Annotated in this window: 23 protein-coding genes; 13 read left to right on the plus strand and 10 right to left on the minus strand. The window is 58.7% G+C overall.

The window, feature by feature from the left end; translation table 11 throughout:
• Window positions 1-116 precede the first annotated feature (116 nt).
• The 8 genes from EN994_RS35850 (at window position 117) to EN994_RS00735 (ending at window position 6,703) form a co-directional block, all read left to right on the plus strand.
• The gene (locus tag EN994_RS35850; RefSeq protein WP_244514277.1) at window positions 117-866 is read left to right on the plus strand and encodes a hypothetical protein; all 750 of its coding nucleotides are present in this window, start codon (window positions 117-119) and stop codon (window positions 864-866) included.
• Complete coding sequence (locus EN994_RS35855; protein WP_244514278.1) at window positions 859-1,347, plus strand: O-antigen ligase family protein; 489 nt, start codon at window positions 859-861, stop codon at window positions 1,345-1,347. Before EN994_RS35850 ends, EN994_RS35855 begins: the two co-directional genes overlap by 8 nt.
• 143 nt (window positions 1,348-1,490) lie before the next feature.
• Window positions 1,491-2,372 carry a glucose-1-phosphate thymidylyltransferase RfbA gene (gene rfbA, locus EN994_RS00710; RefSeq protein ID WP_013532727.1) on the plus strand — a complete coding sequence of 294 codons (882 nt, stop codon included), beginning with the start codon at window positions 1,491-1,493 and terminating at the stop codon, window positions 2,370-2,372.
• Window positions 2,373-2,927, plus strand: coding sequence for a dTDP-4-dehydrorhamnose 3,5-epimerase (gene rfbC, locus EN994_RS00715; protein WP_013532726.1), 555 nt, complete (start codon window positions 2,373-2,375; stop codon window positions 2,925-2,927).
• Window positions 2,928-2,949: 22 nt separating this feature from the next.
• On the plus strand, window positions 2,950-4,020 hold the full coding sequence (gene rfbB, locus EN994_RS00720; protein WP_013532725.1) for a dTDP-glucose 4,6-dehydratase: 1,071 nt from the start codon (window positions 2,950-2,952) through the stop codon (window positions 4,018-4,020).
• Window positions 4,017-4,904, plus strand: coding sequence for a dTDP-4-dehydrorhamnose reductase (gene rfbD / locus EN994_RS00725; protein WP_013532724.1), 888 nt, complete (start codon window positions 4,017-4,019; stop codon window positions 4,902-4,904). Before rfbB ends, rfbD begins: the two co-directional genes overlap by 4 nt.
• A gap of 94 nt (window positions 4,905-4,998) precedes the next feature.
• Window positions 4,999-5,748 carry a class I SAM-dependent methyltransferase gene (locus EN994_RS00730; RefSeq protein WP_063167689.1) on the plus strand — a complete coding sequence of 250 codons (750 nt, stop codon included), beginning with the start codon at window positions 4,999-5,001 and terminating at the stop codon, window positions 5,746-5,748.
• Between the two features lie 172 nt (window positions 5,749-5,920).
• A complete protein-coding gene (locus EN994_RS00735) occupies window positions 5,921-6,703 on the plus strand; it encodes a sulfotransferase family 2 domain-containing protein (protein WP_064995165.1) in 783 nt (260 codons plus the stop codon).
• Here the strand turns inward: EN994_RS00735 and EN994_RS00740 are convergent.
• The 7 genes from EN994_RS00740 to EN994_RS00765 all read right to left on the minus strand — a co-directional run bounded on the left by EN994_RS00740 (window position 6,689) and on the right by EN994_RS00765 (window position 15,059).
• Window positions 6,689-7,384 (minus strand): class I SAM-dependent methyltransferase, encoded by a 696-nt coding sequence (locus EN994_RS00740; RefSeq protein ID WP_013532722.1) that lies wholly within the window; start codon window positions 7,382-7,384, stop codon window positions 6,689-6,691. The genes EN994_RS00735 and EN994_RS00740 overlap by 15 nt on opposite strands.
• A gap of 32 nt (window positions 7,385-7,416) precedes the next feature.
• A complete protein-coding gene (locus EN994_RS00745; RefSeq protein WP_013532721.1) occupies window positions 7,417-8,868 on the minus strand; it encodes an ABC transporter ATP-binding protein in 1,452 nt (483 codons plus the stop codon).
• A complete protein-coding gene (locus EN994_RS00750; protein ID WP_013532720.1) occupies window positions 8,858-9,652 on the minus strand; it encodes an ABC transporter permease in 795 nt (264 codons plus the stop codon). The genes EN994_RS00745 and EN994_RS00750 overlap by 11 nt, the downstream gene beginning before the upstream one ends.
• Window positions 9,649-10,809, minus strand: coding sequence for a glycosyltransferase family 61 protein (locus tag EN994_RS35240; protein WP_206530360.1), 1,161 nt, complete (start codon window positions 10,807-10,809; stop codon window positions 9,649-9,651). Before EN994_RS35240 ends, EN994_RS00750 begins: the two co-directional genes overlap by 4 nt.
• Window positions 10,810-10,918: 109 nt before the next feature.
• Complete coding sequence (locus tag EN994_RS35245; RefSeq protein ID WP_164745773.1) at window positions 10,919-12,460, minus strand: glycoside hydrolase family 99-like domain-containing protein; 1,542 nt, start codon at window positions 12,458-12,460, stop codon at window positions 10,919-10,921.
• On the minus strand, window positions 12,460-13,344 hold the full coding sequence (locus EN994_RS00760; protein ID WP_013532718.1) for a class I SAM-dependent methyltransferase: 885 nt from the start codon (window positions 13,342-13,344) through the stop codon (window positions 12,460-12,462). The genes EN994_RS35245 and EN994_RS00760 overlap by 1 nt, the downstream gene beginning before the upstream one ends.
• Window positions 13,341-15,059 (minus strand): sulfotransferase family protein, encoded by a 1,719-nt coding sequence (locus EN994_RS00765; protein ID WP_013532717.1) that lies wholly within the window; start codon window positions 15,057-15,059, stop codon window positions 13,341-13,343. The genes EN994_RS00760 and EN994_RS00765 overlap by 4 nt, the downstream gene beginning before the upstream one ends.
• Window positions 15,060-15,624: 565 nt before the next feature.
• Here EN994_RS00765 and EN994_RS00770 point away from each other — a divergent pair.
• From EN994_RS00770 to EN994_RS00780, 3 genes are all read left to right on the plus strand, one after another.
• Complete coding sequence (locus tag EN994_RS00770; RefSeq protein WP_063167692.1) at window positions 15,625-17,610, plus strand: nucleoside-diphosphate sugar epimerase/dehydratase; 1,986 nt, start codon at window positions 15,625-15,627, stop codon at window positions 17,608-17,610.
• A gap of 93 nt (window positions 17,611-17,703) precedes the next feature.
• Window positions 17,704-18,639, plus strand: coding sequence for a glycosyltransferase family 2 protein (locus tag EN994_RS00775; protein WP_013532715.1), 936 nt, complete (start codon window positions 17,704-17,706; stop codon window positions 18,637-18,639).
• A gap of 122 nt (window positions 18,640-18,761) precedes the next feature.
• Window positions 18,762-19,298 (plus strand): sugar transferase, encoded by a 537-nt coding sequence (locus EN994_RS00780; RefSeq protein ID WP_013532714.1) that lies wholly within the window; start codon window positions 18,762-18,764, stop codon window positions 19,296-19,298.
• A 35-nt stretch (window positions 19,299-19,333) separates the two neighbouring features.
• Here EN994_RS00780 and EN994_RS00785 read toward each other — a convergent pair whose 3' ends face one another.
• Genes EN994_RS00785 through EN994_RS00795 form a run of 3 tightly spaced genes read right to left on the minus strand, consistent with a single transcriptional unit; the run spans window position 19,334 to window position 22,049 of the window.
• On the minus strand, window positions 19,334-20,269 hold the full coding sequence (locus EN994_RS00785) for an NAD-dependent epimerase/dehydratase family protein (protein ID WP_013532713.1): 936 nt from the start codon (window positions 20,267-20,269) through the stop codon (window positions 19,334-19,336).
• Window positions 20,266-21,564 (minus strand): O-antigen ligase, encoded by a 1,299-nt coding sequence (locus EN994_RS00790; RefSeq protein WP_013532712.1) that lies wholly within the window; start codon window positions 21,562-21,564, stop codon window positions 20,266-20,268. The genes EN994_RS00785 and EN994_RS00790 overlap by 4 nt, the downstream gene beginning before the upstream one ends.
• On the minus strand, window positions 21,561-22,049 hold the full coding sequence (locus EN994_RS00795; RefSeq protein WP_127224166.1) for a hypothetical protein: 489 nt from the start codon (window positions 22,047-22,049) through the stop codon (window positions 21,561-21,563). Before EN994_RS00795 ends, EN994_RS00790 begins: the two co-directional genes overlap by 4 nt.
• Here EN994_RS00795 and cysD point away from each other — a divergent pair.
• Entirely contained in the window at window positions 22,048-22,953 is a 906-nt protein-coding gene (gene cysD / locus EN994_RS00800) for a sulfate adenylyltransferase subunit CysD (RefSeq protein ID WP_013532711.1), read from the plus strand. The genes EN994_RS00795 and cysD overlap by 2 nt on opposite strands.
• A gap of 2 nt (window positions 22,954-22,955) precedes the next feature.
• On the plus strand, window positions 22,956-23,857 hold a 902-nt coding region (locus EN994_RS00805), incomplete at its 3' end, for a GTP-binding protein (RefSeq protein ID WP_164745774.1).

Genomic DNA, 23,857 nt, shown 5'->3' on the forward strand with positions numbered 1-23,857 from the left:
ACCCATCATGCACCTTTTGAATTTTGTTGTCGAATCCACTCTCTAATCCGTTTGCCTTGTGACTGGGCGTTTCCCATACAAGGCGCCGGGAGTGCTTTATTGGGTAAGGTCGATTCTTGAGCTATTGGGTATTTTTGGGTATTTTTTTAGGTATGGCCATGAAGATCGGTTTCCTGCAAATCACCCCTGAAACCCTTGCTTTGGTCTCGGAGATCGACGAATTCAAAGGGGCCGTGTTCTGTTTTCAAATCGTGCCGCTGCCTGCCGCCCTGTTGAGCGGATTGCGGCCTGAGGTTCTACTTGCAAATCCGTGGCTGAGCGGTGAAACCGGGCTGCGTTTCGTCAGTGTCGGCGTGGGACGTACGATCGAGTGTCTGTTGTATTTCGTGGCGATGGCTGCATTCTTTCTGAGCGTCACCCGCTTGCGCCCAGATCAGGTCTACGGCCTTCTGCCCTTCTTTTTCATGGGTGTCATCTGTAACGGATTGGCTGCGGCGATCCAGTATTCACTCTCCGATACGGTTGCCATACAGGGTTTGTTGCCGTTCACGATCAATGCGGGACTGTTTGCCAACCAGAACCATTTTTCAGCTTTGCTCTTCGTCTCCATCCCCTTCGTTGTCTACTACGGCCTGTTTCGCGGGCACCTTCTGTCCGGGTCGCTCGGCTTGATAACGCTGCTGCTGTTGCTTCTGGCCGCCGGTTCGCGCGCCGGTATTCTGATAGGGCTGGCGATCACCATGGTATCAGTCGTCTTTCTGTCCGCGCGCTCGAGGCTGGGCGGGTATGGAATACCCGCTGTCTTCATCGGGCTTTCACTCTACACGATCGGGGGCGTGGACGAAGATCGATGCGGAAGTGGTTGACCCGGCCTTTGGACGGGCCGAATTTGCCCGCACGACGATCGCGGGAATTGAAGAGAACTGGGCGACGGGCGTCGGCTTTGGGAGTTTTCCGAAGGTCTATCAGATTTACGAAAAGGGAGAGATGATCTTCAAGCCCTACGTCAATCACGCCCACAATGATTATCTGGAATTGGCACTTGAAGGTGGCGCTCCTGTTGTCTTTCTGGTCGCAGCTTACGCGATATTGCTTTTTGCGTTTTCCGTTACGGCACGGCGAGATCCGCTGCAGAAAATGGCGTTTCTCTCAGTATCGTTTCTGCTCGTTCATTCTCTGGTCGATTATCCCTTGCGAACGGCGGCACTGGCGATGACCTTCGCCTATATGAATGGCGTTATCTTTCACAAGGGACTTGCTGAGCGGCTGAGCCAGAGAGGCGAGTCGACCGCCGCCCATGATGACAATCTGCTTGTTCCCGTCAGGCCGGCCCTGGCAAGACGATAGCAATGCGTCGCCTGAATTGGCCATGGATTGGCGCCGGATCGTGACCCAGTCATTTGACGAACGCCGAGATTGACAAGCCAGTGCATGGAACCTAAGCACGGGCGGCTAGGGCCGGGGGGTTCAGGCATGTCAAGGAGAGCTTCTTGAAAGGAATTATCCTTGCTGGAGGCAGTGGAACGCGTCTTTATCCACTAACATTAGCAGTCTCTAAGCAAATTCTGCCGATATACGACAAGCCGATGATCTATTATCCGCTGAGCGTTCTGATGCTCGCGGGTATCCGAGAGATTCTGATCATTTCGACGCCGCGTGACCTGCCGGTTTTTCGCGATCTGCTTGGCGATGGATCGGAGTTCGGGCTCGACCTGTCCTATGCCGAGCAGCCGCAGCCCAACGGGCTGGCGGAAGCCTTCATCATCGGCCGCAATTTTATCGGCAAGGACAACGTGTCGATGATCCTCGGCGACAACATCTATTTCGGCGATGGGCTGTCGCAGCTTTGCCGCGACGCTGCCTCGCGCGAAAAGGGCGCTTCGGTGTTCGCCTATCATGTCGAGGATCCCCAGCGTTATGGCGTGGTTTCCTTCGACAAGGCCACGGGAACGGCGCTGACGATCGAGGAAAAGCCGCAGGTGCCGAAATCCAACTGGGCGGTCACCGGTCTCTACTTCTATGACAACGATGTCGTCGACATCGCCCCTGCCATCCGTCCCTCGGCGCGCGGTGAGCTCGAGATCACGGCGGTCAACAACGTCTACCTTGAGCGCGGCCAGTTGCATGTGCATCGGTTGGGGCGCGGCTATGCCTGGCTCGACACCGGCACCCATGACAGCCTGCATGAGGCCTCGTCCTTCGTGCGCACCATCGAGCACCGCCAGGGCATCAAGGTCGCCTGTCCCGAAGAGATAGCCTTTGAACAGGGTTGGCTGACTGTGGACCAGGTTCTGCGTCGCGCCGATCACCTGGGCAAGAACGAATATGCCGCCTATCTGCGCCGGCGTGTCGTCGACCTGTCGGAGGCCTAGGTGCTGGAAGTCAGGCCCCTTGGCATCGATGGCGTTCTGGAAATCGTTCCGAAGCGACATGGCGACGCGCGCGGCTTCTTCGTCGAAACCTACAATGCCGAGCGCTTTTCGCAGGCCGGCATAGACTTGGCTTTCGTGCAGGACAATCATTCTTATTCCGCCGCGGCGGGCGTCTTGCGAGGGCTTCATTATCAGCTTGCGCCGCGCGCCCAGGACAAGCTGCTGCGCGTCATCCGGGGCAGCATTCTCGACGTTGCGGTCGACATTCGCCGCAGCTCCAAAACTTTCGGAAAATGGGTCGCTCTCGAAGTGTCGGCCGAAAAGGGCAACCAGATTCTGGTGCCGAAAGGCTTCGCGCACGGCTTCGTGACGCTCGTGCCCGACACCGAGGTCCTGTATAAGGTGACCGATACCTATTCGCAGGCGCATGACCGGTCGATCCGTTTCGACGATCCCGCCATCGGCATCGAATGGCCGTCATTGACCGGCGGGTTCCAGCTCTCGGACAAGGACCTGAAGGCGCCGCTGCTGGCTGCCGCCGAGGTGTTCGCCTGATGGGTTATTTGAGGACAGCGGCATGAATTTTCTGGTGACGGGCGGTGCTGGCTTTATCGGTTCGGCGGTATGCCGGCATCTATGCGCCAACCCGGCCTATCGGGTGACCAATCTCGACAAGCTGACCTATGCGGGAAACCTGGCCTCGCTGCGGCCGATCGAGAACGCACACAATTATCGCTTCGCGCAGGCCGATATCTGCGACGAAAGGGCCGTGCTCGACATCCTCCGGCGCGACGATATCGACATCGTCATGAACCTTGCCGCCGAGAGCCATGTCGACCGCTCGATCGATGGGCCGGGCACTTTTATCGAGACCAACATCGTCGGCACCTACAAGATGCTCAATGCCGCGCTGGAGTACTGGCGCGGCCTGCCCGAGGACAGGAAGAGCCATTTCCGCTTCCATCATGTCTCGACCGATGAGGTGTTTGGCGATCTTCCGTTCGATGGCGGCATGTTCGTCGAGGAAACGCCCTACGCGCCATCCTCGCCCTACTCCGCCTCGAAAGCGGCCTCGGACCATCTGGTGCGGGCCTGGCACGAAACCTATGGCCTGCCGGTCGTGCTTTCCAATTGCTCGAACAACTACGGACCCTATCACTTTCCCGAAAAGCTGATCCCGCTGGTCATCCTCAATGCGCTCGACGAAAAGCCGCTGCCGGTCTATGGCGCCGGCGCCAATGTGCGCGACTGGCTGTTCGTCGAGGATCACGCACGCGCGCTGGAACTTGTCGCGACCAGGGGACTGTCCGGCGAAAGCTACAATGTCGGCGGCAATTCCGAGCGGACGAACCTTGGCGTCGTCGAGACGATCTGCGATCTGCTCGACAGCAGGCGGCCGCGGGCAGGGGGCAAGAGCTATCGCGACCTGATTTCCTTCGTCACCGACCGCCCCGGTCACGATCGCCGCTATGCCATTGACGCCTCGAAGATAGGCCGGGACCTGGGCTGGACGCCCAATGAGAATTTCGACAGCGGCCTCGCCAAGACCGTCGACTGGTTTCTCGACAACAAATGGTGGTGGGGACCGATCCGCGAGCAGCGCTACGCCGGTGAACGGCTGGGCGAAGCACGCAAGGGGGCGGCGTGAGGCTGGTTGTCACCGGACGCGACGGGCAGGTCGCGGCAAGCCTCCTGGAGGCCGCCCAGGCGGCCGCCGGCGTTGAGGTCATCGCCATTGGCCGTCCGCAACTCGACCTTGCAAGACCCGACACGGTGATCGAAGCCATCGCGGCCGTGAAGCCGGATATCGTCGTGTCGGCTGCCGCCTACACGGCGGTGGATCAGGCCGAGGACGAGCCCGATCTGGCATTCGCGGTGAACGCCGTCGGCGCCGGCAAGGTGGCGCAAGCGGCGGCGCTGCTTGGCGTTCCCGTCATCCATCTATCGACCGACTATGTCTTCGACGGCACCGCCCATGGCGCCTATGTCGAGACCGACGCCACTGCACCGCGCAGCGTCTATGGCGCCTCCAAGCTTGCCGGCGAACAGGCGGTTGCATCGGCCAATCCGCGCCATCTGATCCTGCGCACGGCATGGGTCTACAGCCCGTTCGGCAAGAATTTCGTGAAAACCATGCTGCGGCTGGCCGCTGACCGCGACGAGATTTCGGTTGTGGCCGATCAGTGGGGAAATCCAACATCGGCACTTGATATCGCCGACGGCATCTTTCATATGGCGCGGCACCTCAAGGCGGACCTGAAGTTTGCGGAGTGGGGCGTCTACCATGTGGCGGGCGACGGCGACACAAATTGGGCCGAGTTTGCACAGCGCGTCTTCGTAACGAGTCTGGAAAGGGGCAGGCCGTACGCTGCGGTGCGCGGCATTTCGACGTCAGACTATCCGACGAAGGCGAAACGTCCTGCGAATTCACGCCTCAACTGCGGTAAAATGGCCGCTACGTTCGGCTGGCGGTGCAGATCTTGGTACACCGCGTGCGACGAGGTGGTTGAGCGGCTGACGGCCCGTTTGTAGGACCTTGCCAAAGTCATCTGATTGCAGTGTCAGGCCACGATGATACGAGCGGCAACCACACAGATCAATATCGACTCGCCTGGAGTACTTGCGAATGAAGGATGCCAACCACGGACCAGATGTCGTCGGGAAAAGCTACCTAGAGACGATCGCCGATATCCACTCGGCCCTAAGGCCGCGATCCTATTTCGAAGTTGGAGTCCAGTTTGGAAATACTCTTGAGCTGGCCAAGTGTGAAACGGTAGCGGTCGATCCCTACTTTGTCTGTGCAAAGAACATCATTGGCTCCAAGCCCCGCTGCTTTCTCTATCAGCAGACCAGCGACGATTTTTTCAAGAAAACGCGTCCGAGCAAGATTTTGGGCAAGCCTGTAGATTTGGCCTTTCTAGACGGCATGCATCTGTTCGAGTTCCTCCTGCGCGACTTCATCAACACCGAAAGAGAGTGCGCGGAAGGCTCAATCATTCTGCTGCACGACTGTCTCCCTCCCGGCTACAAGATGACCACCAGGGATATGAAAACGGCGATCGAACCTGCTGACAACAACTTTCCAGGGTGGTGGGCAGGTGACGTATGGAAGGTAGTTCCCACCCTGCTGAAGTATCGTCCCGATCTATCCGTGACTGTCACGGACTGCGCGCCGACCGGGTTGGTCGTCGTTACCAATCTCAACCCCGAGAGCACGGTTCTGCAGGACGCCTATGATGATATCTTGAAGACATTCAAAGCTGACAATCGGGACGAGTATGACGACTATTGGAAGTCGGTCAAAATCGTTCGTGAAACGGCGCTCAATATCGCGGCAAGGCACCGGCCGTTCGACGGATGCGGAAAGAGTTCCTGATATGGAAGCGATGGCCGAGCGGGTGACTGGGTTGGTCTCGTCTGCCCCCCGCGCGCCCGCTCCTATAAGTCGGAAGATCGCATCTTTTCGAAAGGCGACAGCCCAATTGACTCTGCGACGCTGTCAGCGCAAGTAGGTTTTCACTTTTCCGTTATCTGGATGTGATACCTGCATGATACCTGCTCTATTCCTTCATATTCAGAAGACCGCCGGGACGTCCATACTTGCAAAGGCATCCGAGCTGTATGGTCGAGAAAATTGCTGCATGCACGGCGATTATCTCAGCCGCACACCGGAACAACTCGAACCCTTGATGATGGTATCCGGCCATTTCGGTTTCGATTACGCTGAACGCTTCATGACGGGACGTTACAGCTTTACCTTCCTCCGGGATCCCGTTGAACGGCTGCTTTCATATTACAGCTACTGTCGTGGCGCGACGAGAGATGAGTATGAAATCAATACGTTGGCACATGACAACGATGCTGAAATGTTCTTTCGGGCAGGAGAGACGGCTGACTCCAAGTTCGCTTCGCACATGTGGAATCATCAAGCATGCCAACTGGCGTCGGGCTGGGGCGCCTCGTTGGTCGGCAAGAGCGATATCGAGCCAGGCGGGTTGCCGCCGGACGAGCTCCTCGATCGGGCCAAAGCCAACCTAGCTCGCTTCGATTACGTTGGGCTGGTGGAGAATTTCGAGGCCGACAACGCCGCAATCTTCGCCGCGCTTGGCGATACATCGTCGAACGTTTTCCGGATCAACGCAGCGCCGGTCCGAACGATGCGAGAAGAACTGCCGTCATCGACCCTGGACCTGTTGGCGACGTTGACCGAGATCGATCAGCAACTCTACGGCTGGGCGGTCCGATGGCGGGCGTCAGCGTATCAAACCCATAGAGATGGTACTGCGGCGGTTGCCGAATACGGGGCACGGCGTGCGTCACGCCGTGGCTAGCACGAAGCAGCGCTGGCTTCGAGGATGATCGAAGCGAACTTCTCTTTCGATGTGCCAGCCTGTCGATCCCGCCATAAACTCAATGTCGGCGACCTTATAATGATACGGGTCCGCGTCACCGTAAGTGGTTATGCCGCCTCTCGGATGTGAGATAGGCCGCCACAATGGCAGGCCATCATCACACACAAAAAAAGTCGCGAACAACCTACCGTCAGTCGCCATTGTCGGCCGAAGCTTCTCAAGGCAAGTTCGAATGAGGTTGATTGGCAGGTGCGTGAACAGCGACAAGGCCAAGGCGTAGTCGAACGTGGTACCCAATTTGCCAACGTCAAAATCACCGGTCACCAGCAGATTGGCCCGCGGCACTTTGTTGGCCAGTCCCAACGGCGCCAGTTCCCTGTCGTATCCGGCGTCCATGATGCTAGCATTTATGTCCGCGCCGAAATAATTACCCGCGTCAAGATAATTGGCGAAGTGGACCCCGCCCCGGAAACTGCCGCAGCCAAGGTCAATCAGCCTGTGACGGGGCTGCAGGCCATTATCGACCAGCAAGTCGAATTGCAAGCGGCCGATTTCATCCCACATTCCACCGATGATCTGGCGATGGTCGCCTGACTCCATCGCTCGGGCGATGGCGTCCGTGCGATGATAAGCGCTTGGAAGTCTTTGATCGTTGGTCATCGAACGGTGCCCCGAATGGATGCGGAACAAATTCAGGCGGCTGCAATCTTGCGAACTAGGGGCGTGTCCGAGGTCAAATCAGCGGGGGTCAACTTGAAGGTCATTCCCAGGCTGAAGAAGCCGTAGTCAATCTCATCCGGGGCCGGCATAACCTTGAAGATCACGGCATCAAGTATGCGATGAAGGTATTGTCTTTCAAAATTTGCATTCCCCATCGCTCCAACGTTGATGAAATAAACTCCGGCCCGTAGCAGGCACTTAAACTCAAAGTTGACCTGCACAGACTCGCCTACCCCTAAGCTCTTCAGCCGAAGATCCGGCACCCGATCAGTATTTCCCCCACACAGTTCCACACCGTAAGGGGATTTGAACAGGGTGCCAAACGCGAGATCGTCGACGTCCGTGGTTGCAGTGAAGGTATATTGCACCGCGTAGACACAGCCTTGGGTCAGCACGTTGACCATTTCCCCACCGGTGTTGACAATCCGCACGTCGGCAATGCGCCCACCAGTCTCTTCATAGGGCGTGATGGTCTGGCTGGTAAGCGCAGGGTCCCAAAAACCATCATCAACGATCTCCGACTGTTCGGGTCTCTGCGTCGGCAACTTCGTCGCTGGTGCATGATTGCCAATCACCGGCGGGCCGTCCGAATCGCTAGTGCCGGCAAGCGTCTTGATCTCTTCACGCACTTGTCTGGCCTCTTCGCCACGAAGATTGACAAGCCGCTGATATTGGCTGGCCACCCGCTTGGGTGTGCCCTCCAATATCTTCTCGCCGCCATCGATGAGAATTGCGCTGGTACACAATTGAATGATCGTCTGGGCGCCATGCGAGGTAAACAGGATAGTAGCTCCGGCGTCCTTGATCTGCTCGATGCGGGCCATGCATTTGCGCTGGAACGCCTCATCGCCCACCCCAAGCGCTTCGTCGACGACCAGGATGTCGGGATCGACATTGATCGCGGTAGCGAAGGCAAGTCGCATATACATGCCGGACGAATAGGTCTTGACGGGCTGATCGATGAAGTCGCCGATCTCCGCAAATCTTTCGATCTGCTCGAAACGCCAGGCCATCTCCTCCCGTGGGACGCCGAGAATGGAGGCATTGAGGTGGACATTCTCACGCCCGGTGAATTCGCGATTGAAGCCGGCACCGAGTTCAAGCAAGGCCGCGATCCGGCCGTTGACTTCAACCGTACCGCTGGTCGGTGGAAGCGTTCCGCAGATCACTTGCAGCAGCGTGGATTTTCCCGATCCATTACGGCCAATGATGCCAATCACTTGGCCGTGGCCGAGTTCGAAGGAGATGTCGTTGAGAGCCGCGAAGTCCTTGTAATAGCGGCGGGGTTGCATGCCCACTAAACGTTCCAATCGCGGCACGATCATCTGCTTGAAGCGGTCTTCCGGCCGCTCGAACATCGTGTATCGCTTGGTGACGTTGCGAACCTTGATCGCAAAGGGCCGGCTATCGCGCTCAGATGACATCGGCAAATCCCCCTCGTGTCTTCTCGAAGAACAGCCTGCCTAGCAGCGCGACGATCAAGGCAACGCAGAAATAGGCGGCCAGCGCCCACCATGAAGGCAGGGTATCCATGAGGACGACGGCACGGAAATTTTCGATCGGCACCGTCAGCGGGTTTAAAACCACCCAGGGCCGAAGCCATTCCGGCATCGATGTTCGGGGCGTGAACATGGGCGAGAGAAACATGGACGCCGTCAGAACCGGACCGATCATCTGGCTGATGTCGCGAAAATAGACCCCCAGAGAGGCCAAGACCCACGCAATTCCCTGCACCAGCAGGACGAAAGGAACAATCGTAAGGGGAGCGAGCAAGATATAGAGCGACAGGCTTCCGGTTATGATCAGGGTAAAGACCAGCAGCACGGCCAGACTGATTCCGAGTTGCACCATCGCGGAACCGGTGACCACCGCCGGCAGAATTTCGATCGGAAAGACGATCTTTTTCACGAAGGTCGCGTTGTTCAATATAGCCCCCGTCGATTTGGACAGAACCTCGGCATAGAAGTTGAAAAACATGAGGCCACAAAACAGGGCAAGCGCAAAGAATCCGACGGAGTGGTTCTGGTTGGCACCTGCGGCGGCCCATTTGACGCCGAACACGGAGCCAAACATCAGGGTGAAAACGGAAAGGGTGAGCAACGGCGTTAACAGCGCCCAACCAATCCCGAAAAACGAACCCTTGAACCTGCTGCTCACGTCCCTGCGAACAAGATTGGACAAGACCTGAAAATCGCGCTGACTAATCATCGGGTGGCCTTGTGTAGCTCTTTTATCGCCTGATCGATGTGGTCCATGGCCACTTCAACGTCAACCGTGGACTGCATGGCATAGGTCTTTGGCTGCCACGTTTCAGATGATCCATTAGAGTCACATAATATGACATTGTAGTCGAACTTCTTCAGGGCACAGATACGGCTGATCCATAATTCGACTACTCCGCCGCCGGCACCCCAGAAATTGATCCAGGCGTCGGGCATCAAGTCGAAAACCACCGTTCCCGCCTTCGACCATATCAGGTTGGCAAAGGCGGACCCATGCGCTCCGACGATAATTTCGGCATCTGTGAAAAGGTCGATCTGGTCCGAATAAGCCAGCACGGCCGGATCGATGACCTTGAAACCACGCTTGACCAGCGCAGCCTGAAGCGCGGCTTCGTTGGCTATCGTCCTACCGGAATTTGTGGTTTCGCTTGAACGCCCGAGATATATCCGTCTGGCACGATAGTCTTGAACCGCCGGGGGAAGCACGAGCGTTCGCGACATCAGATCGGCTGTTTCCGGATGCGGGAAGAACGTGGTGAACGTGGTCAGAGCATTGGAGACAATGGCCGAACGGAACTTGTAGACAGCGGTGCTGGCCGCGTCGAGGATAAGAAAATGGTGTGGAAGGAAGCCCCAGACCGACAGCATCCTGATCAACCATTTTGGCGCTTTCGTCGACAGGACAACACGCAACCGCTCAGCAATGATCTCATCACGAAACGCCAACAATTGTGGAACCATATCAAAGACCACATGGCCGAACGCTTGGGAGTAGTGCATGGGAATGATCACGTCCGCATCGATCTCGGTCGCTGTTTCAGCCTTCAGATGCGCGCCTGCATCGTCTTCCACCAAATATTCAAGCTCTGTCACTTGCGACCTGACATAGCGGTAGATGCGCATCGTTTCGGCGATGACCTGGTTGTTCCGGGTGACGAGAGCCACGGCGATCGGATGCGCCACACAATTGTGAAACCGACCGAACCGCAATGGCGCTGCCTCATAGGGAACCGTCTTCAGCATGCGAGCGAATTCGTCGCCATTGACCACGCCTTTCGCGACGTGCAGTCGCGGAGCTAGTTCAGCCTCGACGTTGCAGGGAGAGAACGCGGTCCAAATGCAATCCTCGTTCGAAGTGAGCATTTCTTGTTTGCTCGACGCCACCCTGCCAATGGATTCGAGCGAAACCTCCTGGACATCGTGCCCTTCCAACTGGTGACGACTAGAGGCCATCGCAACCTGGTCCGGGAGATCAGCGATTACTTTTTTTTTTTTGCGCCGGCTCGGTTGCAGAGGACGGATTAACCACGCGTTTCGCGGCACGATAGGCAAAGCGGACGGCCTTGAACATCATTGGCCTGTCGTAAAGCCGGTGCGCCACCCTGAACTTCAGGGGCACCTTGATCGAACCGGGTTCAGGCATCGTCAGGACCGCCGGGCTCGTCGTCGTCAGCTTCGGCTGAGGTTGCTCAACCGCTTGGGCGTCCCGCGCCTTTTGAATGCTTCTCGCCGCAGTTTCCGTGATTTCGCGCTGCGGCTCAGGAGCGGTTTCATTCCCGGACTGCAAGCGGCTGGCTTCCTGCTTGAGCAAAGTCACCTTGCCATCGAGGTCAGCGACTTCCCGGATTTTTGCGGCACGGAGCTTTGCGATTTCGGCGTCCCTGGCTTCCTCGGGGATCGCCGCTAATTGCTGCCTGAGTTCGAACCGCACGCGTTCCGGCGCAACGTCGTAAATATCGTCAACCATCGACATGCCATTTTTCACGCGAAGCGTGGCCTCCAGGAACCCCCGGCCGTGTCTCCGGTCTGGTTCGAGATAGCATCCCTCGGCCCATTCGTTCCAAGCATTGATGAAGACCAGTTGATCGCCTTCCGCGCGATTGGCGCGCGTCAGCGAACTCGATCCCCGCAGCCAGCGCTCATAATTTGCAACGGTGGAGCCAAGAACGATCAATGAGCGATTCTTTACCCGGGCCGTATTGTCCCAATCGGGGAAAACGGTTCGATAGATCCGCTTGCGGCTATGGTCCCTCGATAGGAAATCGCGCGCAACGTTGGCATATTCGACCGGGTAGCCTTCGAATGGCTTATAGGTCGGCACGATCTCCTTCACACCATGGAATTTCATGTTGTGCGGCGGGAACTCGACGCCTGCGTCGAACTCATACTGCTCGTAGTCGTTATTGCCGTGAACGAGCGCGTTCACGATGTGAATTTCGCCGATACCCATCTTGCGGCAATGCTCCCGCCAGCGCTTACCTGCGGCCTTGGCGTCAGGAAGATGCTGCGGCCGGTAGACGACCAGCAACGGCTTGCCATCGACCCGCAGATAGCGGGGATCCTTGAAATAGGGAAAGAGGCTTTCGATGAAGCGCAACTCCCAATCCGGACCATAGGTCTGCGCGATTAGAACCTCGTGCTCGGCGGCGTCCCATCGGCGGGTCCAGTTTTCGTTCGCCCAGCACAGGCAGAAGCCCATGTCGATGCTCTTGTCGGTCAGGAAAGCATCGACCGGCTTCTCCATCAGCCGGTGGCCGTCGAACCAGTAGTAGTGAAAGCAGAAAGCGTCGATCCCGTGCTCCCTAGCGACCTCGGCCTGATCGCGGATGGTGTCCAGGACGCGAAGGTCGTAGTAGCCGAAATCGGTCGGATAGCGCGGTTGATTATGGCCATCGTAGAGCGGCTCCGCCTTCGCAACGTTGGTCCATTCGGTGAACCCTTTGCCCCACCATTCATCGTTCTCGGGGAACGGATGGAACTGCGGCAGATAGTAGGCAACATAACGCAGCGCCATTATCGCATGCTCAGGATCGACTTCACGATGCGACGGCCGGTCGGGCCGAGCATGCGGCCAACCATCGTTCTGAACGTCGGTCGCTGCTGTGGCGAATAGTGTGGCGGCGGGACAAACGGCAAATTCGAAACAGGCTTGCCGATTTTCGGGGGCGCGCGATCGAGCAGGACAAACTCATTCTTCGGCGAGTTCGCCAGTTCTGCCTTCACGACCGTCTGATAGATCTGCGAATAGGCGCCGAGTTCCAAAGCTGCCCGGACTTGTTCGGGCGTTTTCTTCCAGTTCTCGGCGAACTCTGTCATCTCGGGCGTCCGCACGACAAAGAGCGCGTCGACGATCTTCAGATTGGCTTGGCGGAAGAGGTGCTGAAGGTTCTTGGCGCCAAAGAAGCGGATATGTGTGCGATCGAGAAGGCCCCAGTCCCGGTAGTCGACATTGTCATCAAGCATCATCGCCATCATTGCGGCATGATTGGCGTTGGGGATCGACGAGACCACGCTGCCGCCAGGCCGCAGATAGCGGGTGACCTCCCTCAATGTCTCCCAGGGATTGACCAGATGCTCGAGCACATCCGCGATGACGACGGCATCGAAGCGTCGCTCACCGAAGACCTCGCCCCATCCTGGCGTGTTGAGATCGCCCTGGACCGCGTCGACGCAAAAGCTCTTCAGGATCGGAATGCAGTTCGGATCATATTCGAGCGCGGTAACCCGACAGCCGTTCAGAGCTATCAGTGGCTTGGCGATCGACCCCGGTCCGGCGCCGATTTCGAGGACATCCTTATCCCTGCCGACTAACCGCAACACATTTGCCGCAGCCGTGTCCGAATTCGGGTCGACATCGAAAACGTAGATATCTGCTGATGTCTTCTGTTTTGCGCTCACTTATCCGTGCCTCGTGTGTCTGCGCCAATCTTTCGGATCGGCAAAGCAAGCTTTGACAATGCTTTCGCAACTTTCCACGATTTGCTCTCGTGGATAAGCGTTAGCTCGCGCGCCGCTGCCTGAAGGCTTTCCGTCACGGCCGCCAATTGGCCTCTCAGGGCCGAAACGTCAAGGCCCTGCTTGTCGTACTGCTCGGTGAGCGATCCTAAATCCGCTTGGAGAGCTGACATCTGGCTGACATGCTTTGCGATTTCCTGTCTCGCATCTGTGAGTTGTGCCGAGCGCGTTGAGAGCTCGGCATTCAAGCTCGCGATCTCATCGATTCTCGTGGCCAACTCGCTTGACTTGGCGGCGATCTCCAATCGCAGTTGTTCTGCTTGGTCCCTCAGGGTCGAAACGTCCAGGCCCCGGCTGTCGTACTGCTCGGTGAGCGATCTCAAATCTGCCTGGAGAGCTGACATCTGGCTGACATACCTTGCGATTTCCTGTCTCGAATCTGCGAGTTGCGCCGAGCGCGTTGAGAGTTCGGCATTCAAGCTCGCAATCTCACCGATCCTTGTGGCCAACTCGGTGGCCAACTCGCTTGACTTCAGTCGCTCTGCTCTTATCTCACCCTCGACCGCCTGCCCTTCCATTGGGTTCTGGTCCTCAACCATCGCTACGATCTTTGATTTCAACGCATCGCGTTCCGCGCTAAGTTGATCGACTTGAGACATCAGCGCCCGGACATTGCCGACCAGTCTTAACTCTGTGGCGGCGTAATCGGTTGTCGGCGCGAGGCGCGCCTTGGTCTCACGCGCCAGCAATTCGGCAAACATGACTTGGCCAGCCGGCAGCCAACTGTCCTCAAATTCGTCATAGATTGCATCGAGTTCGGCGGTCGCTGCTGGCGAAGACGCGTCTTCCTCGAGGTCGAGCATGGCAACATAGGCTCGCTTGACCAGATCCGGCACGCCATCATTAGCCATGAGCAAGTCGACGCTCGCCAGATGGTGCTGGTGATCAGTCGACAGATAAGCTGCAATTTCTTTCTCGACAGAGCTAATCTTGCGCGGCCATTCGATCGAAAATCGTTCTGAGATCTTCTCCAGGGCAGGCCCGAAATCTCGAACCATCGACTCGTACGACAAGAAGACACGAGGTGAATTCCTAGTGCTTCTCTCGGAGGCCAGAACGTAGTTCAGCCAAACGAGGGAGGCGAATCCCAGATCCATTCCGTCGCGCTTTGCCAGCGATTTGGCGACCGACAGTGGATTGCGAGTGATCGTTACATAGTCAGTCTTGTACCTGAGCGATGTAAGCAGTTGCTGATAGATCGGCACAATGCGCGAAATCCGCGGCTCCTTGAGCACGATCGTTGGCATGCCGCCATATTCGCCATCGAGTAGGCGAGCGATCTCGTCGTGGTAGAATCTTAACCGGCTTGCCGACAGTTCCTCGACCCGGACCGGCCTCCAATCGTCCCACCGGCTACCAAGTTCGAGCAAGAGCTGCTCGTTCAGCAGGGCCAGATGCAATGGTTCCCAATAACCTGTCCGGTTGCTTTCGTCGGCGGGAATCAAGTTCTTTGGTGGAGCAACACCCAGCAGTTGAAGCACGCCGGCCAACGCGCTGGTGCCGGACCGATGCATGCCAAGAACCATCAAGCAGGTGCGCTCGCCCTGGCTTTCTCGCTTTAACTTCGAACTCTTCATTGTCGTCGCGGCAACAGCCATAATTGTATCCCATGGATGGGCAAGCCACAGAGCTGGCTTCTGCGATCATGAGCCTTGCCTGTACTCTACGCCGGTTTTGGAAGCTGCAACCGAGTCATTACGTCTCTGAAGGCCGTCCCAGTATGGAAATGGCCAGCGTGCCATCATGTCGCGACATGTTATGACTATAATGTGGCGCGCCCGCGCCCCACCTCTGGTAGCTTTGTCCTCTGCACGCACTCGACCCGCAAACTTGGCCTTCATAGCCATTTCGACCAGTTGCGTCGTAGCGAGGTCGAGAGCAGAGTCAATTGCGGCAAAACCGAAACAACGCTGACGCGGCGGCAGTGTCCAAATCGCAACGCACCGATCGGACTCCACCGATCCAGTAACAGGGCGTCAAGCTTACTCGTATTCACGCTCTTGTCCGAAAAAACCTCTGGCTATGCCCTCGCACCCGCAGTATGCGATACAGGACGGCGGGGGTCGGGGATGGCACGTGGGTAAGGTGATTGATCGCGAAGTATCTTCGTGTTCGCACTTCGCTGGTGTCGATGCCCTTGAGCCTGGAGTCTAGTGCCGTCCAATGAATTCCCATCTAGAAGCTGTGTTCGGGCTCAGGCCACAGATGCGGCGCGCCTTCATCATGGTCCAGGACGTGGTCATGGTCCTGGTCGCCGTGGCACTCAGCCTTATTCTTTCGCGGTCGAATCTTTCGTTCGAAGCGTTCTCCAACGAGGGTCTGGCGACATGGGCGGGCATCGTCGTCATCAGCCATTTGTTGTTCCGCTACAGTGGCCTTTACACCACTGTCTGGCGCTTCGCCTCGACGCCGGACTTTTTCAACATCCTGAAGAGCTGCGCGATTTTGACGTTCACTCTTTACATGGCGTCGCTGCTGCTGCGTTTTTACCGGCCGGTGGCGGGGCTCAACGAGCGTCAGTTCATCGTCTTCTTCCTCGTCTCCTTCACCATCATATCGGCACCCCGGCTGTTCTACCGCTTCCTGCGTGACGGCGCGAGCTGGGGGATTCTGAGCCGCAAGACCGACCAGCAGGCCAAGCGCGCTCTGTTTGTCGGCCGGCTCGGCGAGGCCGACCTGATCATTCGCTTCACGCGCACGGCGCAACCGGCGGACTATTCCATCGCAGGCATCATGGCCACCGAGCGCGGCGCACCGTTGGGCACGCGGATTCAAGGTGTTCCCGTGGTGGCGACAATGCCGCGCCTGATCGATGTCCTGGAAGACTATGCGACCGGCACCAAGAGCCTGGACTTGCTGATTTTCGGCAGCGGCGCCGAGCACGAAATCGAGGACTATTCGGAACTTGTGCGCATTGCCCGGCACGGCGACATAAATGTGGTGCAGTTCTCAGGCCTTTCGGAGTTGGAACAGCACGGAAAGCTGGTTCTCGACACCGTCGAGATGGAAACGATCCTGCGCCGGCCGACGGTCGCGTCCGATATCCAGCGTATCGGCGCCTTTGTCGGCGGCAAACGCGTTCTGGTGACCGGCGGTGCCGGTTCTATCGGTCAGACGCTGGTCAGGCGGTCGCTGGAACTCGGAGCCGAGGCGGTGCTGGTCGCCGACAACTCCGAGTTCGGCATTTTCCAGCTGAGCCAGTATGTTGACGAGAAGGACCACGACCGCCTCAAGGTCCGCATCGTCGATGTCGCGGACCGGCGCCAGATAACGCGTGTCGTCACGGAATTCCGGCCGGACATCATCTTTCATGCCGCGGCCCTCAAGCATGTTCCGCTGCTCGAGGAAAACTGGGATTCGGCCATCCAGACCAATATCTTCGGAACGCTCGTCTGTGCCGAGGTCGCCGCCAAGTGCGGGGTTGCGCAATTTGTCCTGATATCGAGCGACAAGGCGGTGGATCCCTCGTCAGTGCTCGGCATGACGAAGCGGGCCGCCGAACAGATCATCAGCGCCTTGCATGGCACGCCGGCAGGCGAGACAAGCGGGCGTCGCCCGGCCACCAAGTTCATTGCAGTGCGGTTCGGCAACGTCTTCGGCAGCAATGGTTCGGTGGCGACCATATTCCAGGCGCAGATCGAGGCCGGAGGGCCCGTCACCATCACCGACCGGCGCATGACACGCTATTTCATGACCGTGGCCGAAGCCGTCGATCTCGTCATCATGTCGGCGGCCGATGCCGCGTCGCGGCAGAGCGGAGACGATTATGCCGTCTATATGCTCGACATGGGCAAGCCGGTACCGATCCTTGAAGTGGCCGAAACGATGATCCGCTTGTCCGGAAAGAGCCCATACAAGGACGTCGCGATCCGGTTCACCGGCATAAGGCCGGGTGAAAAACTCCACGAAACGCTGCATGGCGAAGACGAGGAACTCGTCGAACTCGGCATCTCGAAGATTTTCGGCCTCAGCACGGACGTCGTGGAATGGTCGGATGTCCAGGTCGCGCTCACGGCGCTGCAGCAGTCGGCGAAAAACCAGGACAAGGCTGCCGCGCTCGCCGCATTGGCAGGTCTCGACCGCGCCAAGAAGGCCAGGGCAAGTGCACGTCAAGACGCGATTCCGAAGACGGCCGGGCAGGCGACCTAGAACAATTCCGGGAAAAGCGCACGGCGCTTACCTTTGGGAATTGCGCCAAATCAAAGAGATAGATCCAATCAGAATCAGAAAGCGATCTTGCTCGTGAGCAAAGATGATCTGCGCATCGCGGTCCTGATGGGCACGAAAGACGGCGCCGCCTTCATCGAGGAGCAGCTGCAGTCCCTGCTCGAGCAGTCGCACCCTCTGGTCGACCTGTGGATATCCGACGATGGCTCCGTCGATGGCACGACCGCCATCATCGAGGCATGGAAATCCCGCTGGCGGCCCAAGTGTCGAATGACGCTCGTCGAGGGGCCGCGGCAAGGCTTCGCCGCCAATTTCCGCTCCATGATCGTCGATCGACGCATCGAGGCGGACTGCTATGCCTTCTGCGACCAGGACGATATCTGGGAGCCCGACAGGCTGGAGAGCGCTATCGACTGGATGCGGACCCAGGATGCGAAAATCCCGCTGATGTTTTGTTCGCGAACCGCGACCATGACGGAAACAGGAAGCCTTGTCGGCCATTCGCCTTTGTTTGCCCGGCCGCCAACCTTTCGCAACGCGCTTGTGCAAAGCATCGCCGGCGGCAACACCATCCTGCTCAACGCAGCGGCACGCAACCTGCTGGCCAGGGCCTGCATGCGGACCGGGTTCGTCAGCCACGACTGGTGGGCCTATCTCATCGTGACCGCCGCCGGCGGCATCGTCCGCTACGATCCGCGGCCGCTGGTGCGCTACCGGCAGCATGCGGCAAACCTGGTCGGCGCCAACGTATCCTGGAAAGCAAGGGTGTCCCGGCTTGGCCGCCTGTTTAAGGGGGAATTCGCCGGCTGGACGGACCTCAACCTTGACGGTCTTGCCGTCAATCGCGACCTCCTGACCGAGGACGCGATGGTGTGCCTCGACCTTTTCACCCGCGGGCGCGACGGCGGCCTTTTCCGCCGCTTGGCAGGCTTGCGCCGAAGCGGCGTCTATCGGCAGACCGTTTCCGGAAACCTGGGGCTCTATCTCGCCTTCGTCCTGGGGCGCATCTGAACATTGCGACGGCTGCGTGGCGCGCTTGGTCAAGAGATCGGCTCATGCTACGTCGACCGGATTGACGGCATTGGCCTGCGGCATTGCCTCGGGACTTCGGCAGGGAGCACTATCGGCCGTTCATGAAGGCAGCCAAGCAAATCTTCGATCTTGCCGGTGCGGCTCTGCTGCTGGTGGCGACATCTCCTGTCTTGGCGCTCACCGTCCTTGCCGTTCGGGCATCGTCGCCGGGCCCGGCTATTTTTTCACAGGTGCGGGTCGGCCGTGACGGTCGGCTTTTCCGCTGCCACAAGTTGCGCACGATGTATGTCGGGACGCCGTCGCTACCCTCGCATGAGGCGCCGGCGGATTCCGTGACATCGGTTGGAAAGGTCTTGCGGAAGTTCAAGCTCGATGAGCTGCCGCAATTCTGGAACGTCTTGAAGGGGGAAATGAGCCTGGTCGGGCCGCGGCCCTGCCTGCCGACCCAGACGGAATTGATCGAGTGTCGCAGGCGGCTGGGGGTTTTGGCGGCGCTGCCGGGCATAACCGGCCTGGCCCAGATCAGGGGCATCGACATGTCTAACCCGGAGCTCTTGGCGCAAACGGATGCTGCCTACCTCCGCACCGCGTCGTTCTGGCTCGATCTTCGGATCCTGTTTGGAACGCTCTACCGCTGAGCAGACCATGAAAAGATCATGGTCAAGCAAGAAAGTCAGGATCTGCTGAGCCGCGCCAGCTCGGCCAGCCGCTCAAGCGTGCCGGCTTCGGGCGTCCACCCCTGCGATACCAGCAGGGCGGGGTCGCATATTTGTGTCGCGGTCAGGCTGTCCCAGAACGCCCGCCTGCCGAGTGCGGCCACCACCGGCCGTATCAGCCCGGCCGGCATCGCCATCAGGCGCACAGGCCGCCCCAAACCTCTGCGAAAGACGGCGATGACGGCGTCGAGGGCGACCGGCGGCACATCGGCGCCGACATAGATCGGGCGAAGCAGCCCGGAATGGCTGAGCAGGTGCGACACTGCTCGCACCGCGGCCTCGGAAGACATCAGCGAACGGATTCCGGTCAAGGCACCAGTCGGCAGCGGCAGCGGCGTATCGGCAAGGCGCATCAGCGTTGCCAGATTTCCCCTCATGCCACTTCCATAGACCGGAGGCAGGCGCAACACGGCGGCGTCGGAGCGGCCATGCGACGCATAGGCGTCCAAAACCGTGATCTCGCTTTCGCGCTTCGAGCGTCCATAGGCGCATTGTGGGGCAGGAAGCGTGTCCTCGTCGATCGTTGCGCTGACGTGCGCGCCGATCACCGCCCGGATCGAGGAGAGATGAATGAAACGTCCGCTTATCTGGGCCGCCGCTGCATGCGCCAGCCTTGCGCTCAGTTCCACATTGGCCGCCTGGTAATCGGCTTCGGTTGCATTTCCCCGATCATTGTTGAGGCCAGCGCAATGGACGACGTCAGTCATATGCCGGGTCAGTTCCAGGAAGGCGGCGGCCGGCGCATCGAAGCCGGGCATCGGCACAGTCTCGTTCTCCGAACCAAGCCTCTCGGGATGGCGGGAGGCGAGGCGAAGCTCGGCACCGGCTTCGCGTAAGTGGCGCACGACAAGACGCCCGATGAAACCTGTCGCGCCCGTGACCAGAACCTTCATGGCCTTGCCCGAGACAGGTCTTGCGTGACTGGTGCAAGTGCCGGTTCGTCCAGCAAAGGAACATGACGTCCGGAGGCGAGATATGTTCCGCTCACCAGGAAGACCATCAGCACCGAGTCCAGAATGTCATGGCCGACCAGGATGCCTGTCATTCCGGCCGTCAGATAGGTGATCACCACGACGACAATCATGGTGGCGCCGAACCGCTCGTTCGGATCGCTGCTGCTTCGCAAGACCCGGGCGGCATTTCCAGCGGCAACGATAAAGATCGCTGCCAGCGTCACGGCGCCCAGAATTCCTGCTTGCACCAAGGCGGTCAGGAAGCCGTTGTGGAAATGGTTGAAGCCTGTGTCCATCGCGAACTGCTCATGAAAGCCCTGTTTGATCAGAAGCTGGGTTGCACCCACACCGTGCCCGAACAGTGGCATGTCATGGAATGCTTTGAGGCCGATCTCCCAAAGCGCAACACGTATTCCCAACGAGGTGTCGTAGTTGCCGCTAGCTCCAAGCGCACCCCAATCGGAGCGCAAAAAGTCGACCCGCCCGGATATCGCCTGGAAGCTGGAAGCGGCGATCACGACGCCGACTGCCGCCAGCAGCAGCAGCAGGCGAACGGCATTCCTGCCCCTGAGCCTGTGCCGGTTGATCAACATGACGGCTATGCCGGCAATCAGCAGTGCCAGCCAGATGGTACGCGAGCCGGAATAGATGACGGCGATCGTCCCGGCCAGTGTCGCGTAGAAGAGGGGTGTCCGGGCTTGCTCAATACTGGACAAGGCGCCAGCCACACACGTCACCACGGCAAGGCAGACGACGGTTGCGAAGACGATCGGATTTCCGGCTCCCCCCTCCGCCCTGACGCCAATCCAATATTGCTGGATGACGGCCATGAGCAGCGCGACAAAGCAGGCGGCCATGCTGGAAAGCACGACGATGCGGGCAAGCGTGGTTTTCTGCGTGTTGCTCCAGGTCGAATAGGACACGGGAAAAAACAGGAAGGTGACGAGCGGGATAAGATGCGGCGCATCCCGGACAAACGAGTTGTTGACGATGGACGCCAGGAGATTGGCGGCGCAGTAGGCATAGATCGCGACCGTCATCCAGATCATGGGCCGGTCGGCGTTGAAGCGCCTTTTCCCTAAAGCAATCAGCAGGGCGGACGAAAGGCCTCCGCAATTGAACACAAAGCTGACCACCGACCCCAGAACCGGTGGAAAAAAGAAGCAAAGGATGGAGAAGTAGTTGTTGATCCGCGAAGGCGAGAATTGCTGTGTGAGGGATGAAAGCCGGTTCAATTTTCGGGCTCGCTGTTTTCGGCAAGTGTCATGCGGCGGATCTTGTTTAGCGAAGTTGAATGCGCTCGCCTCGAAATTGCCCATGCCTCATAACGCGCTTGCCCGCTGCCGAAGCTGGTATAGCGGCCGCCCCCCGTTTTCGATAGTGTATCTGGTGGATTGCCACCGAAAATCGGCGGCAGGCGACGGTCGGCCAAGGGAAGTCGCTTGAAAGCCGTAGCCGGCCATTCAAGCAATATTTTCCCCGCGTTTTCTCGGTTGTTGAGCTTGCGGGCAGGAATTTCCGGGTTTGATGGTATCTGTGGAAAATTCATTCTCGAACCATGTGCGGCCGGGCCAGTCTTGCATTGTTCTTGACAACGGCGATCTGCTAGAACGCCGGCACGAGGAAGATTGTCCAGAAACAAGGCTCGAACCGGGCGCAAAAGCTCGATGATTTGAGGCAGGTCTTCTGTTGGAAATACGAAAGAACGCCCACGGTCCATGACAACAGCGCTTACGCATCTTCAGCGGCTTGAGGCCGAGTCCATCCATATATTCCGCGAGGTTGCGGCCGCCTTTGCCAAGCCGGTCATGCTCTATTCGGTCGGCAAGGATTCATCCGTGTTGATGCATCTGGCGATGAAGGCGTTTTATCCCGCCAAGCCGCCATTTCCCTTTCTTCACGTCGACACGACGTGGAAGTTCCGCGAGATGATCGCCTTTCGCGATCAGATGGCGCAGAAACTCGGCTTCGATCTCCTGGTTCATGTCAACGAAGACGGCGTGCGCGACAACATCAATCCGTTCGACCATGGTTCGAACACCCACACCCATGTCATGAAGACCGTGGCGCTGCGCCAGGCGCTCGACAAATACGGCTTCGACGCGGCCTTTGGCGGCGCACGTCGCGACGAGGAGAAATCGCGCGCCAAGGAGCGCATCTTTTCCTTCCGCAATGCCCAGCATGTGTGGGATCCGAAGAACCAGCGCCCCGAAATGTGGAAGATATTCAACACCCGCATCGCATCGGGTGAATCGATCCGCGTCTTTCCGCTGTCGAACTGGACCGAGCTGGATATCTGGCAGTACATCCTGCAGGAAAGTATCCCGATCGTGCCGCTCTATTTCGCCAAGGAACGGCCGGTGGTGGAACGCGACGGCATGCTGATCCTGCGGGACGACGAGCGCATGAAACTCCGCCCCGACGAGACAGTGGAGAACCGGCTCGTGCGGTTCCGCACGCTTGGCTGCTATCCGCTGACTGGCGCCATCGAATCGGAGGCCGACACGCTGGAAGCCATCGTCGGCGAAATGCTGACGGCACGGACATCCGAACGGCAGGGGCGCCTGATCGACCGCGATGAAGCCGGCTCGATGGAAAAGAAGAAGCGCGAGGGGTACTTTTGACCATGCGCCACATCATGGCAAAGAGCCTCGCCCCCACCGACGGCGTTCGCGACTATCTGGCGGCGCAGGAGAAGAAGTCGCTGCTGCGCTTCCTGACCTGCGGCTCGGTCGATGACGGCAAGTCGACGCTGATCGGGCGCCTGCTGTCCGACACCAAGCAGATTTTCGAGGACCAGCTCGCCGCGCTCGAACGCGATTCGCGCAAGCATGGCACGACGGGCGACGACATCGATTTCGCACTGCTGGTCGACGGCCTCGAGGCCGAGCGTGAGCAAGGCATCACGATCGACGTCGCCTACCGTTTCTTTGCCACGCCGAAGCGCAAATTCATCGTCGCCGACACACCTGGTCACGAGCAATACACCCGCAACATGGCCACCGGCGCCTCGACCGCCGACCTGGCGATCGTGCTGATCGATGCCCGGCAGGGTGTGCTTCGCCAGACAAGGCGACATTCGATCATCGCCTCGCTGCTCGGCATCCGCCACGTCGTGCTGGCCGTCAACAAGATCGATCTTGTCGATTTCGATCAGACGGTTTTCGACCGGATCGTCGAAGACTACGGGCAATTCTCGCGCGATCTCGGCTTCCAGACCATTGTGCCGATCCCGATGTCGGCCCGTTATGGCGATAATGTCAGCCGTCGGTCGGAAAGCATGGAATGGTATTCCGGCCCAACGCTGATCGAGCATCTCGAAACCGTGTCGGTCGACCAAGCGATGGTCGAACTGCCGTTCCGTTTCCCGGTCCAGTATGTCAATCGTCCCAATCTCGACTTTCGCGGCTTTGCCGGCACGGTCGCTTCCGGCTCGGTTGCGCCCGGCGACGAGGTCGTTGTCGCCAAGTCGGGCAAATCCTCGCGCGTCAAGCGGATCGTCTCGTATGGCGGCGATCTCGCCCAGGC

The organism is Mesorhizobium sp. M7A.F.Ca.CA.002.09.1.1 (assembly GCF_003998555.1).
In the GTDB taxonomy this organism is placed as follows: Bacteria; Pseudomonadota; Alphaproteobacteria; order Rhizobiales; family Rhizobiaceae; genus Mesorhizobium; species Mesorhizobium ciceri.

Coding starts and splice junctions, on each gene's coding strand:
- EN994_RS00745 (WP_013532721.1), bottom strand. CDS start 8,868: ATGTCATCTGAGCGCGATAGCCGGCCCTTTGCGATCAAGGTTCGCAAC.
- EN994_RS00770 (WP_063167692.1), top strand. CDS start 15,625: ATGAATTCCCATCTAGAAGCTGTGTTCGGGCTCAGGCCACAGATGCGG.
- EN994_RS00730 (WP_063167689.1), top strand. CDS start 4,999: ATGAAGGATGCCAACCACGGACCAGATGTCGTCGGGAAAAGCTACCTA.
- EN994_RS35240 (WP_206530360.1), bottom strand. CDS start 10,809: ATGCTCACTTCGAACGAGGATTGCATTTGGACCGCGTTCTCTCCCTGC.
- EN994_RS35245 (WP_164745773.1), bottom strand. CDS start 12,460: ATGGCGCTGCGTTATGTTGCCTACTATCTGCCGCAGTTCCATCCGTTC.
- EN994_RS00735 (WP_064995165.1), top strand. CDS start 5,921: ATGATACCTGCTCTATTCCTTCATATTCAGAAGACCGCCGGGACGTCC.
- EN994_RS00740 (WP_013532722.1), bottom strand. CDS start 7,384: ATGACCAACGATCAAAGACTTCCAAGCGCTTATCATCGCACGGACGCC.
- EN994_RS00765 (WP_013532717.1), bottom strand. CDS start 15,059: ATGGCTGTTGCCGCGACGACAATGAAGAGTTCGAAGTTAAAGCGAGAA.
- rfbB (WP_013532725.1), top strand. CDS start 2,950: ATGAATTTTCTGGTGACGGGCGGTGCTGGCTTTATCGGTTCGGCGGTA.
- cysD (WP_013532711.1), top strand. CDS start 22,048: ATGACAACAGCGCTTACGCATCTTCAGCGGCTTGAGGCCGAGTCCATC.
- EN994_RS00785 (WP_013532713.1), bottom strand. CDS start 20,269: ATGAAGGTTCTGGTCACGGGCGCGACAGGTTTCATCGGGCGTCTTGTC.
- EN994_RS00780 (WP_013532714.1), top strand. CDS start 18,762: ATGAAGGCAGCCAAGCAAATCTTCGATCTTGCCGGTGCGGCTCTGCTG.
- EN994_RS00795 (WP_127224166.1), bottom strand. CDS start 22,049: ATGGACCGTGGGCGTTCTTTCGTATTTCCAACAGAAGACCTGCCTCAA.
- EN994_RS00750 (WP_013532720.1), bottom strand. CDS start 9,652: ATGATTAGTCAGCGCGATTTTCAGGTCTTGTCCAATCTTGTTCGCAGG.